Annotated in this window: 15 protein-coding genes; 9 read left to right on the top strand and 6 right to left on the bottom strand. The window is 44.7% G+C overall.

Annotation, left to right across the window (positions count from 1 at the left end; translation table 11 throughout):
• The first annotated feature begins 319 nt into the window (after positions 1 to 319).
• The 9 genes from AZ66_RS21935 (at position 320) to AZ66_RS21900 (ending at position 6,861) form a co-directional block, all read left to right on the top strand.
• Positions 320 to 919: a bifunctional transcriptional activator/DNA repair enzyme AdaA gene (locus AZ66_RS21935; RefSeq protein ID WP_044356786.1), complete on the top strand. Its 600-nt coding sequence runs from the start codon at positions 320 to 322 to the stop codon at positions 917 to 919.
• The gene (locus AZ66_RS21930) at positions 909 to 1,436 is read left to right on the top strand and encodes a methylated-DNA--[protein]-cysteine S-methyltransferase (RefSeq protein ID WP_044356785.1); all 528 of its coding nucleotides are present in this window, start codon (positions 909 to 911) and stop codon (positions 1,434 to 1,436) included. The genes AZ66_RS21935 and AZ66_RS21930 overlap by 11 nt, the downstream gene beginning before the upstream one ends.
• Positions 1,437 to 1,486: 50 nt before the next feature.
• Positions 1,487 to 2,305, top strand: coding sequence for an SPL family radical SAM protein (locus tag AZ66_RS21925; RefSeq protein ID WP_044356784.1), 819 nt, complete (start codon positions 1,487 to 1,489; stop codon positions 2,303 to 2,305).
• Positions 2,306 to 2,556: 251 nt separating this feature from the next.
• Complete coding sequence (locus AZ66_RS21920) at positions 2,557 to 3,756, top strand: EstA family serine hydrolase (protein WP_044356783.1); 1,200 nt, start codon at positions 2,557 to 2,559, stop codon at positions 3,754 to 3,756.
• Positions 3,757 to 3,788: 32 nt separating this feature from the next.
• On the top strand, positions 3,789 to 4,364 hold the full coding sequence (locus AZ66_RS21915) for a TetR/AcrR family transcriptional regulator (protein ID WP_231586991.1): 576 nt from the start codon (positions 3,789 to 3,791) through the stop codon (positions 4,362 to 4,364).
• A gap of 150 nt (positions 4,365 to 4,514) precedes the next feature.
• Positions 4,515 to 4,805 (top strand): RNA polymerase sigma factor, encoded by a 291-nt coding sequence (locus AZ66_RS32955; protein ID WP_082061678.1) that lies wholly within the window; start codon positions 4,515 to 4,517, stop codon positions 4,803 to 4,805.
• Positions 4,806 to 4,988 carry an RNA polymerase sigma factor gene (locus AZ66_RS32950; RefSeq protein ID WP_052648752.1) on the top strand — a complete coding sequence of 61 codons (183 nt, stop codon included), beginning with the start codon at positions 4,806 to 4,808 and terminating at the stop codon, positions 4,986 to 4,988.
• Positions 4,949 to 5,941 (top strand): DUF4367 domain-containing protein, encoded by a 993-nt coding sequence (locus tag AZ66_RS21905; protein WP_044356781.1) that lies wholly within the window; start codon positions 4,949 to 4,951, stop codon positions 5,939 to 5,941. Before AZ66_RS32950 ends, AZ66_RS21905 begins: the two co-directional genes overlap by 40 nt.
• 158 nt (positions 5,942 to 6,099) lie before the next feature.
• A complete protein-coding gene (locus AZ66_RS21900; protein ID WP_044356780.1) occupies positions 6,100 to 6,861 on the top strand; it encodes a hypothetical protein in 762 nt (253 codons plus the stop codon).
• Between the two features lie 87 nt (positions 6,862 to 6,948).
• Here AZ66_RS21900 and AZ66_RS33415 read toward each other — a convergent pair whose 3' ends face one another.
• Genes AZ66_RS33415 through AZ66_RS21875 form a run of 6 tightly spaced genes read right to left on the bottom strand, consistent with a single transcriptional unit; the run spans position 6,949 to position 10,495 of the window.
• A complete protein-coding gene (locus AZ66_RS33415) occupies positions 6,949 to 7,272 on the bottom strand; it encodes a hypothetical protein (RefSeq protein WP_269433123.1) in 324 nt (107 codons plus the stop codon).
• The gene (locus tag AZ66_RS33410) at positions 7,248 to 8,009 is read right to left on the bottom strand and encodes a polysaccharide pyruvyl transferase family protein (RefSeq protein ID WP_269433122.1); all 762 of its coding nucleotides are present in this window, start codon (positions 8,007 to 8,009) and stop codon (positions 7,248 to 7,250) included. Before AZ66_RS33410 ends, AZ66_RS33415 begins: the two co-directional genes overlap by 25 nt.
• Complete coding sequence (locus AZ66_RS21890; protein ID WP_044356779.1) at positions 8,006 to 9,166, bottom strand: glycosyltransferase; 1,161 nt, start codon at positions 9,164 to 9,166, stop codon at positions 8,006 to 8,008. The genes AZ66_RS33410 and AZ66_RS21890 overlap by 4 nt, the downstream gene beginning before the upstream one ends.
• Complete coding sequence (locus AZ66_RS21885; RefSeq protein ID WP_044356778.1) at positions 9,156 to 9,881, bottom strand: glycosyltransferase family 2 protein; 726 nt, start codon at positions 9,879 to 9,881, stop codon at positions 9,156 to 9,158. Before AZ66_RS21885 ends, AZ66_RS21890 begins: the two co-directional genes overlap by 11 nt.
• A 36-nt stretch (positions 9,882 to 9,917) precedes the next feature.
• The gene (locus tag AZ66_RS21880) at positions 9,918 to 10,109 is read right to left on the bottom strand and encodes a hypothetical protein (protein ID WP_044356777.1); all 192 of its coding nucleotides are present in this window, start codon (positions 10,107 to 10,109) and stop codon (positions 9,918 to 9,920) included.
• Positions 10,110 to 10,132: 23 nt separating this feature from the next.
• Positions 10,133 to 10,495: a DUF2642 domain-containing protein gene (locus AZ66_RS21875; RefSeq protein WP_044356776.1), complete on the bottom strand. Its 363-nt coding sequence runs from the start codon at positions 10,493 to 10,495 to the stop codon at positions 10,133 to 10,135.
• Positions 10,496 to 10,776: the final 281 nt, after the last annotated feature.

Genomic DNA, 10,776 nt, shown 5'->3' with positions numbered 1-10,776 from the left:
ATAGACATTCATTGGTCGTACGAGATAAGTAGTTCAGATTCTCGTTGAAGCTGAATTCCTTAGGAACCTCCAACCGCGTCCGATTATTCTTGTGTTCCATCGTCATGTTATCCCTCCCTGCACGAGAAATATCTCCTAATTATAGTTGTATCATACTTCCGAATCACATTGATTTCGAAATATTGCGTTTCCATTCTGATTCGCGTACATAGCCCCGTCTATCAGGTTATACTGGAAGAGGAGGTGAAGTTCTATGCGAGAGAGGAACGAACCTATTCGGTTCACAGTCTTGTCTGGAGATGGGGGGAAGCAAACCATCATGTTAGGTATAGCGACAGATGAACAGTGGCAAGCCATCTTAGGGAATGATTCATCCTACGATCACCACTTCATCTATGCAGTGAAGACAACAGGGATCTTCTGCAGACCCTCATGCAAGTCAAGACCTCCAATCAGAGCGAACATATGTATATTTCAGAATGCGGAACATGCACAGAAGGCTGGATTTCGCCCGTGCAAACGGTGCAAGCCATCAGGAGAACGCATGCCGGATCAGGAGTGGGTCGCTCAGATCGTACAATGCATTCACAGCCGTTACACGGAGTCATTGACGCTTCAATCACTCGCCGAATTTTGTCACGGCAGTCCTTATCACTTACAGCGTACATTTAAGCGGATAATGGGGGTATCTCCGATGGAATATGTTCAGCGTACGCGCATGCATCATGCCAAGCATCTACTTATTCATTCCATGTATCCCGTTGCGGACATAGCACAGACAGTAGGGCTTTCGAATACCCCGTATTTTATCACCTTGTTCAAAAAGATGACAGGACATACACCGGCAGCCTATCGAATGCGCGAACGGAATATAGATCAGGATGAGATAAGCGGAGGAGAGAACAATCATGGGAACTGAGTACCTCAATATATATTGGTCATTGTTGCAAAATGATGAATGGCAGCTGTATATTGCTGCTTCAGAACGCGGTTTATGTTATATTAGCGGGCAGAATGAATCATTTGAACAGCTTAATCAATGGGCAGAGCGGCACTATCCGGCTGCTGGTCTAGTACGTGCTGATGAACGTATGCGTCCATTTGTTACGGAAGTAGCGGAATATTTGGCAGGGCGTCGTACGGAATTCGCTGTGCCGCTGGATATTCAGGGCACTCGGTTCCAATGTGAAGTATGGGAAGCACTGTGTGCAATACCCTACGGAGAAACTCGAACTTATTCTGAAATCGCGGAACAGGTAATGAAACCGAAGGCCGCGCGAGCCGTTGGCAGTGCAATCGGGGCGAATCCTATTCTGATTACGGTGCCCTGCCATCGTGTCATTGGCAAGGATGGTTCTATAACGGGCTATCGAGGTGGGCTTGAGATGAAGAGGCGTCTTCTGCACGTTGAACAACGGCCTGCGATCAAGTCATGACGTAGAAGGCTGATAAAGATTGATCGCTGGCGAAGGGAGGAGTGAGGCGATTGATTGACTTGCAATTTACTACACCGAAAACGCTGCTGAACAAAGGTACCGGATTCCTAGCCGACTATTCCCATACACTGAACCCATATACCGGGTGCTCATTCGCCTGCTCTTATTGTTATGTGCGACAAATGCCAGTGGCTAAGTTCCGCAAGGCGGCATGGGGCAGCTGGATTGATATTAAACAGCAGGCGGCAGTGGTGCTGCGCAAAGAACTGCGCCGAGCGAAGACGAAGGGCAAAGTCACTATCTTCATGTCATCGAGTACTGATCCCTATCAGCCGATCGAATATAAGGAACAGGTAACGCGTTCGCTGCTGGAGGTTATGGCTGATGAGCAGCCTGATTTCCTATTGGTGCAAACACGCAGTCCACTTGTTCAGCTGGATATCGATCTGCTGCAGCAGATGAAGGACAAGGTGCGCGTAAGTATGACGATTGAGACCGATAGGGAAGAAATTCGCAAGCATTTCTCACCTGGAGCACCGCCAATTGCAGCTAGATTGAGAGCTTTGGAACAATTGCGTCTGTCAGGTGTTCCGACGCAGGCAACGATTGCCCCTGTTCTTCCAAGCAGTGAATCGTTTCCACAGAAGCTGGCAGGGCTGACGAATCGAATTTGCATCGATGATTTCGTTATGGGTGATGGTAGCGGGGGAGCTAGAACGAGACAATTGGGAATATTGAGATTGTACGAGGAGCTCGGTTTAGAAGAATGGTACGAGCCAGATGCATATCGGCTCGTGTATGATCGGTTCAGCCGCGTGTTTGCTCCCGATCAACTTCATATAAGCCAGAAGGGCTTTGCCCCAGCGTAGATATCGATAATATAGACAGCAAAGCCAGTGAATACAGATAGCAAATGCATGAATTAATGTAGGTACTTTATAGACTGTATATACGCACGCACAGAAGGATAGACAGCGTAGGAAGTTGGGCAGTTTGCCAACTCCGAACGCTGTCTTATTTTTTGTTTATATACAAAAGGAATAGGATACGTTATTGTTTATATGACTAAACATACTATAATAGTCATAAAAATGGAAACATAAACAGGAGCGTGAAGCAAATGGCACAGGTTCATGTACAAGGTTGGGTGGCAGCAGGATTTGAAGAAGTTGAAGAGGAGTTCGCATGGAACTTTACGAAGCGCAAAGAAACGGGTGCAGCATGTGCCGTATATATACAGGGCAAGAAGGTTGTGGATTTATGGGGCGGGGTATCAGATCCTTATAGCAGAACATTATGGCAAGAGCATACGATGGTACCGGTATTTTCAAGCACGAAGGGCTTTGCAGCTCTGGCAGGGGCACTTGCGGTATCTCAGGGGCTGCTTGATTATGATGAGCAAGTTAGTGCCTATTGGCCCGAATTCGCCGTTCATGGCAAAGAACGCATCACAGTTAGGCAGTTGTTGTCGCATCAAGCTGGACTGAGCACGGTAGATACATTACAATTGGAGAAGTTTGCAGATTTAGATACTGCACAAGTTGCCAATAAGCTTGCGAACGCAAGGCCGGAATGGACACCAGGCGTGAAGCATGGCTACCACGCTTGGACAGTTGGTTGGTATATCGGTGAGCTCATACGCCGAGTAGACCCAAGAGGAAGAAGCTTGGGCCGTTTTTTCCACGAGGAGATTGCGAGTTCGCTTGATGCGGAATTCTATATTGGTCTTCCTGCTTCGGTGCCAGATACAAGACTGGCTCAGGTGAGAGGCATTAACAGCCCAGCTCAAATCTTGAAGCATATTCATGAGATTCCTTTCTCCATGCTGCTGGGCTTCCTCAACCCCCGCTCGTTAACAGCGCGGAGCATGGTTGATCCGAGGCGGCTAGTTGCGAATGAGAACTTCAACCGTCGAGAGATGCTGGAGATCGAATTTCCATCCGGCAATGGAATTGGCGAGGTACGCGCAATGGCTGGCATATATGGTGAATTTGCTGCGGGAGGCAAGAAGCTGAACTTGTCCAAATCGGTGCTGCGAACGCTAGAGGCTCCACCGGAGCTGCCATTATCAGGGGCCTATGACCATGTGAATCGGACCAAGCTGGCTTATTCCGTCGGATTCTGGAAGCCAATTGAAGGGCATACATTCGGCAGCAGCCACCGGGCATACGGACATCCGGGAGCCGGAGGTTCCTTCTGCTATGCAGACCCAGACTATGAGCTGGGTTATGCCTACGGGTTAAATGAGATAGGCGGGTATATGGACAATAATCCGCGTGAGAATGCGGTGCGCCAGGCGGTATATCGCTGCCTGAAGTAAAGGAGAGAGTCATTATTCCGAAGTTTAGTGAGATGGAAAGAGAAGCGGTTCGTACATGCCTAATGTCCACAGGCAAGGAACTGTTCACTCAATATGGACTGAAAAAAACGAGTGTTGATGAAATTGTAAAGGCATGCGGCATCGCCAAGGGATCATTTTATGCTTTTTTCCAGTCGAAGGAAGAACTGTATTATACCATCATGCAAGAAGAAGAATCGTTCAAGGATCAGAAGATTCGAGAAATGCTGAACAGTGAACGATCTCCGAAGGAACTGCTGAAGGGCCTGTTCGACTTGTCATTTGAGATGCTGGAGACAAATCCGTTCCTGAAACGAGTTCAACAACGAGACGAATACGAATTGCTAATCAGAAAATTGCCTAAAGATAAGTTGGAAGAACATATTCAAGCTGACAATCGAGCTGGTGCCGAGCTGATTAAGCAGTGGCAGGAGAAGCAGGTCATCATTGATGAAGACCCAGAAGTCATTATCGGTTTACTGCGCTCGGTTATGCTGCTGTCATTGCACAGAGAGGAAATCGGAGATAAGTTCGATCAGGTCAAGGAACTGCTGCTTGAATGTGTGACGGAGGGACTGCTTCGCAAATAACAGGAACACAGCTTCATAAGCTTACCATCAAAGTTGTACTGCTGATCAGAAGGCGGTGCAACTTTTTTATTAGGCAATGTCCCTTTTGTGTGAGTTTAAGTGTTGTATAAGTGAGGGAACCAGAACCCGTTATTTCGATACTGCTCACGTCTGCTAGGTAACAAGCATGAAGCAGAGGATGCAGTTCAGGACATATTTGTGAGAGCCTACGAGAAACTTCATTTGTATAAGCCAAATGTATTGTTCTCTTCTTGGCTATACAAGATTGCTTACCATTATTGCCTCAATCTAATTCGCAAGCGCAACATCCACCAAAAATTCAAATGGTGGTTTACACATGAGTTGACAACGGAGAGTGCTGAAGAGACCGTCGGGAAGTCATTATTTGATGAGCCGCTTCATTCCGCATTGAAGCAACTTAGCGTGGAGGAACGGAACTAATTGGTTCTTCGCGTATTTGAGGAAAAGTCCTTTGCAGAGATCGGAGAGATTCTGAACAAAAGCACGGAGACAGTGAAGAAACGGTTTGGACGTACTAGAATCAAATTGCAGCAGTTCATGACTGAAGAAGGGGGGCGGGTTCGATGGAGCGAATCAGATCTATTATCGAAGATGAAGAAATAAGACAATATGAGCGAGAACTTGATACTGAACTGAAGATCGACATTCGCGAACCCGTTATGCAGCGCATTGCAAGTTTACACATACATAGGAAACCCATGAATCGTTCAAGAGCAAAATTTCGTAGAAAGACGATTATTGTTCTTGCCTCCATCATTGTTGCGTTAACCTCTATTTCGGGATATGCGGCATCTAAAATTATTCAAATTATCAATTCCAAAGGGGATGTTGTTGTTGAGACGAAAGAAATGAATTACACTCCAGGTGATATTCGCATACATAAGACACTTAAGGAATATGGAGAGATGGTGAAAGCTCAATTAAAGCCGGGGGAATGGGCTGCTTATTATGTTGAAGATAAACAGTTTACTCATTTGACTGTAATGAATAGAGTGAATTTTGAATATAATCCGATCGTTCATACTAATTATGATCGTTTGCAACAGGAGATCAAGGATAAAGCTGGAGTGTCTGCCGTCGATATAGCAAATGCTCCAACAGAGTTAAAGTTTGAGTCAGGATGGGTTTTTCCGAGTGTATATCCATTTAACGAAATAAAAGGATTAGCAGAACAATTTGAGAAACAAGCAAAACAGGCAATAAGAGAAGAAAAAAATCAAAAATTGTTTATTAAACCTCTTGCTTGGAAAGAAGTAGGCAGCTCACGAGCGAACTTTAATTACGATGGAAATCAACTAAAGTTGATAGGTTTTTACCATACTCAATCGCGAGTGGTTTCGCAAAACACTTCAGAAGTTGCCGTTTCGAAAGTAAAGCTGAACGGGATGGAAGTTCTGTACAAAGAAAATGTACAAGGGAAAAATGACAGCTTCAAGCATCAAGTGGGATGGATGCGGGAGGGTGAAAATACCTATTATATGTTGTATGATGAAGCGGAAAGCAAACTATCCAAAACCGAATTTATTGAGATTGCGAAAAGTATGGTAGGAAAATAGTCATGCTTGAAAGCGGCCCGAGTGGCCGTTAAAAAACGGATCTATTCCGTCCCTTTTTGCTTGTGCCAAGTGTTATACATAGTGAGAGTCAGGTGAGTCAGTTCATTTGGTTCCACGATATGCTTCGAAAACAAAGGGAAGAAAGGGATGGACAAATCATGAAATCAAAATCATTTCTAATTACCATGTGCGCCGTTCTTGCGATGTCAATGAGTATAAGTCAAGTGGTGACGGCAAAGGAAGCTTCTGCAGCTAAGGGAGCATCCACGAAGAAATTGGAGTCACAGAAAAAAGCAGAAGCCAAGCCAAATGGAGAGCTTACAATCAAGGATGGAGAGCTTTATGCTACGTATACAAGCAAGGATAACTCCATTAATTTTAGTTTCAGAACAATAACAGGGGAAACTTATGAGGAGTTTCTCAAACAAGTTGTTCAGTATAAAGCTCCAAAGTTTACGGAGCTAGCTTTCTTGCCTGAAGGCTATGGGTTTATCAAAAGCGAAATCACTCCTCCATACCCTGATTTTTTCAGCGAGGCATATCGGGAGCTTCTAGTCCAAATGAAGAAGGAAGCTAAAGGGAAAAAAGAGTATCAAAAGAAGCTGAACTGGAAGGAAGCCGGGCAGGCAGGAGTCATGTATACGAAGGATTCGGACTTCATCTTCTTGACAGTGACAAGAATTCAACCTCTGACCATCGAAAAATCACCCGCTGCTCCTGCTGGCGGAAAACTGGAGAAGGTGAGTGTAAGTGGATTAGATGCGATGTATATGACAGGGAGCAATGCACTATATTCGAATGAACTGATGTGGCAAGTCAAAGAGAAGAAGCTTGAATATCGGATTTCTACGAATAAGCAAAGCCAATTAACGAAGGAAGAACTTATTCAGATCGCAGAAAGTTGGAATGCTGCAAATTAACGGTTGCCCCTGGGATTTCAGGAACATATAAGAAAGCCCTAGACGATGTCTTAGGGCTTTCTTGCATGCACATGTTGCGTCTTGCTTTTACAGCAGTTTGTCAGCGAAAGGAGTAATAAGCTGTAATTTCACACGTTCTCGAAGCTCCTGCATATGACTAACGAGGGACGCACGATTTTCTTGAATGTAGCTTGCTTTTTCTATTAATGCTGTCTCCAAGTAATCGGCATGAGTTGGTATGATAATAGATGGGAGACTCATAGAATGTACAAAGTCATACGATTTGAACCGGTAGCCCAAGCAGATGAATGGGATTCCAGCAGCAGCGGATAATACGTTGGCGTGTAGTTTCAGGTTGACAGTGAAGTCGAATCTTTGTACTAGTTTTAAATAGGAGTCAAGGGAATGAATCTCTTGATCGAATACGACATGGTCTGGGAATCCGATTTTTGCTGCAAACGTTTGGCGGCTTCACGGTCTGGTCCCCACACCACATAAATATAGATCTTGTATCCCTCTCGAATCCAGCGCTGCGCCGCATAGGCAAGTTCATCTTCTACCACGGATTCATTGCGTCCATAGATGCGATCATAAGACGTTCCCCAGTTCAGACCGATCCAGCGTTCACCAGTTTGTCTCACACCTGCATGGTCTGAAGTAGGGAGTGGGGCCAACATGGCGGGATCCCCGCTAATGGATACACGATCCATTTGTACACCGTTGTTGGACAAGTATTCGTAAGTCCATGGACCTCGAATGCCGCAATAAGACGCGTTGCTGATAACCTCCTGCAGCATTGTGCGATATTCGGCACTATCAGCTGAAGGTTCAGGGCTTAAGGAGCGGTCATCATTGATCATCAGTCTACTGAGTCGATCATGCCCGCTGCCCCAGATAATTGTTGTTTTGTTCTTCTTGGCAGCGTGATACATAATATCAACATACCCTGGTATAAGAAGAGAACCTCCGCCAAGCACTACGGTGTCATAAGGGGAGATATCGTTCACATCAACACCAGGCAATGAAGGGATAATTTCGTACTTATCCGGTTCCAAATATGCCTGTGACATGTTCTGGAACATGCTCCACATCCATTCATCCCCGAAATTGTTGTAGCCAATCCACCCCAGATATAGTATTTTCCTCATTTGTGTTGCACCTCCTCTTGGCCGGCTTGCAGGATTACATGTCGATAGAGTTCTTCCAACTGATTCACGATTTTGTGAATATCGAAATGCTCTAACGTCCACTTACGGCCCTGTAACCCGGTCTTGCGCAAGGATGCTTTATTAGCCAAAGTCTCGCGCAGTTCATTCGCGATTAATTCTTCGGACGGCTTACAGATGGAAGCATGGTCACCGAAATATTGCTTCCATGCCTGTTCATATGTTGATGGCGTGACAAGCCCGAAGTAACCGTGGTTGCCGATAGCAATTACCGGCTTGCCGCAGGCCATTGCCTCCAAAGCTACTCTCCCTGTGCCGACGACAATATCGGCGAGACTTAGATAATCGCGTATCTTTTTCTGACTTCCTACCATGTGAATGAACGGTTGTCCAATTTCAGATTCGATGCTTTTGGACAATTCACGAATTTCGTGATATTGATGCCCATCTCCGACGATGACGATATTCAGTTGAGAACGTCCTTCCAAGCGCAGTCTTCTCGCGGCCCAGATGAGCATTGTGCACACATAAGCCTTGTCCCATGACAACCTGCTGGCGTACACGATGGTGTCTGCATGATCCGGTATACCGAGACGGCTTCGTAAAGAGGAGGAATCCACTTCGATGAACTCGTCCGGATTTACTCCATTTGGGATTAGCTCGGATTGAATATTCATGCTCTCCAAAAATTGCTTCACTGGATGGCTTACACTAATGACAGCGTCACTATATTGATTCATGCTAGTCAATTGATCTTCAGGATAGTAAGTGCCATGAGCGGTAAATACAACGGGAATTCCTAGCTCTTTTGCTGCCATTGCGGCGTATAGGCCAGACGGTGACTGGTGAACGTGAACGACGTTGATTTTCTGGGTTTTCATGATTTGCTTTAATGAGGAGATGATTTTTGGCAGCATGTGGTTCTGCAAATGAAGAAGTGTTCCTGGCGATAAATCAACAGCGTGAATCTGACATCCTGCTCGTGCATAAGCCTCATACATATTGCCGCTGGCGCCGGCGTATATCGAGTGAATTCCACGCTTTTTTAGGGCTTTAACAATGCTAAGCACATGCGTCTCTGTACCTCCGACGGCTAAGCTGTCCATCACCATCATCACACGTATACGATTAGGATTCATTCGATGGATCCTGCTTTTTTGAAAAATATTTTCGAGAGCGTTGTTTTGGGTGACTGCGGTAGTAATAGAGAACGTCGGGGATATTTTCAATATTCAAATGGTTAGGATCCAGAGAACGGGCAATAAAATCATAATCTTCCGCGCCTTTTATACGTCTTGTGTGACCGCCTATACGATCGAACAGAGCGCCGCGCATCATGATTGTGCCATGACATACACAGTGCCCTCCCTTTCGATAGGTTGTGCGGATATGCTCTCCATAGCGAAGCCACTTTGGGATTGTAACGACCTCGTTCGGGTCATGTTCGAACACGTGATAGTTTGTGCCTAGCAATTCAATATTTTGATGAGCTTCAAGATAGTTGATTTGCTTTTCCAGCCGCTGCAAATGGGAGATATCGTCGGAGTCTTGGATTGCAATATACTCTCCCTTCGCCATATAGAATCCAATGGTCATTGCTCCTGCATACCCAATATTCCGGGGAAGTGCCATTGTAAATATCGAATTATGATTGGGTAAGTTTATGCGATTATCGAGTAGCCAAGCTTGTGTCTGTTGGATGGAATCATCGGTCGAGCCATCATCAATCAGGATGATTTCCCAATTTGTATACGTCTGCTGCAAAATGCCGTTTAGGCATTCCTGCAAATAAGCTGCACGGTTGTAATTGGGAATTACCACACTGACAAGTCCTTTAATTCGAGAATAAGTCATATTTATACCACTCCAAATTCAGAATTCAGTATGAAATTAAATAATACGAATGTAAGAGATAGATTTTAAAGGGAAAACAGCGTATTGGCCATTTTCATACCCAGATATGCTAGATGTGCGCAGCGTTAGCTTCGTCTCATCGACAGAAATGAGAGTGCCAGTCGTAGTTTCCAACGAAGTAGCGACTTGCAGATTAGAACCGATTAAGGGTCTAAGCTTGTCTATCATGTTCATCACCTCCTTTCATGAGACTAACCAGCTTGCAGAGAGATCGCATTGGCCAGCTGGACAATAACGACCATGTCCTCCGACTCCATAATTTCAACATAATCGTTTCCGACTTCTGTGATTATCCCTTCTACGATTCCAGCCGGTGTATTTATGGACACATTCCGATTCACATACCTCTCAATCATTTCCTGAAGTGGAGAGGAGGGAGGATGTGGCGTGTTCAGTTTTTCCATTTCCTGTTTGACTTCAGCTTTGAGTCTTTTGAAGATGGGATTATCCTCATTTGGATTACTAAGCAGTGAATCATGCACTGCTTGTTTGACAATATTGCTAATTCCTTCGAGCAATGCTTGCAGCTCTTTCTCATTTGCTCTGAACCACATAAGCGTCTCACCTGATTTCTTCATTTTTCGATAAAATATGATACATTTTATACGTTTCCTAGCTGATTTGATTGAGCAGATATACGAAATCTATGAAAATGTTTGTTTATATGGAAGCAATTATCATGTAAAGTTTCAATTTATTAACAATTTCAGAGACAGTTTTGTCTTTAATTTTGAAATAGAGAAGGAAGATAAATAGGAAGAGTTGACTTTCTTTATGGTTGTAACTATAATAGTTACATCGAACGAATTATTTTTGTTAATGGTGTAACTACAGT

Source organism: Paenibacillus sp. E194 (genome assembly GCF_000935845.1).
GTDB classification, from domain to species: Bacteria; Bacillota; Bacilli; order Paenibacillales; family Paenibacillaceae; genus Paenibacillus_B; species Paenibacillus_B alvei_B.
The sequence above is the reverse complement of the archived record's forward strand: the minus strand, read 5'-3'. Positions and strand labels throughout refer to the sequence as shown.

Excerpts from the sequence above, each read along its gene's own strand:
- AZ66_RS21915 (WP_231586991.1), top strand. The coding sequence starts at position 3,789 with ATGGAAAGAGAAGCGGTTCGTACATGCCTAATGTCCACAGGCAAGGAA.
- AZ66_RS33410 (WP_269433122.1), bottom strand. The coding sequence starts at position 8,009 with ATGAGGAAAATACTATATCTGGGGTGGATTGGCTACAACAATTTCGGG.
- AZ66_RS21900 (WP_044356780.1), top strand. The coding sequence starts at position 6,100 with ATGAAATCAAAATCATTTCTAATTACCATGTGCGCCGTTCTTGCGATG.
- AZ66_RS21920 (WP_044356783.1), top strand. The coding sequence starts at position 2,557 with ATGGCACAGGTTCATGTACAAGGTTGGGTGGCAGCAGGATTTGAAGAA.
- AZ66_RS21880 (WP_044356777.1), bottom strand. The coding sequence starts at position 10,109 with ATGATAGACAAGCTTAGACCCTTAATCGGTTCTAATCTGCAAGTCGCT.
- AZ66_RS21875 (WP_044356776.1), bottom strand. The coding sequence starts at position 10,495 with ATGTGGTTCAGAGCAAATGAGAAAGAGCTGCAAGCATTGCTCGAAGGA.
- AZ66_RS21890 (WP_044356779.1), bottom strand. The coding sequence starts at position 9,166 with ATGAATCCTAATCGTATACGTGTGATGATGGTGATGGACAGCTTAGCC.
- AZ66_RS21905 (WP_044356781.1), top strand. The coding sequence starts at position 4,949 with ATGGAGCGAATCAGATCTATTATCGAAGATGAAGAAATAAGACAATAT.
- AZ66_RS21930 (WP_044356785.1), top strand. The coding sequence starts at position 909 with ATGGGAACTGAGTACCTCAATATATATTGGTCATTGTTGCAAAATGAT.
- AZ66_RS21885 (WP_044356778.1), bottom strand. The coding sequence starts at position 9,881 with ATGACTTATTCTCGAATTAAAGGACTTGTCAGTGTGGTAATTCCCAAT.
- AZ66_RS21935 (WP_044356786.1), top strand. The coding sequence starts at position 320 with ATGTTAGGTATAGCGACAGATGAACAGTGGCAAGCCATCTTAGGGAAT.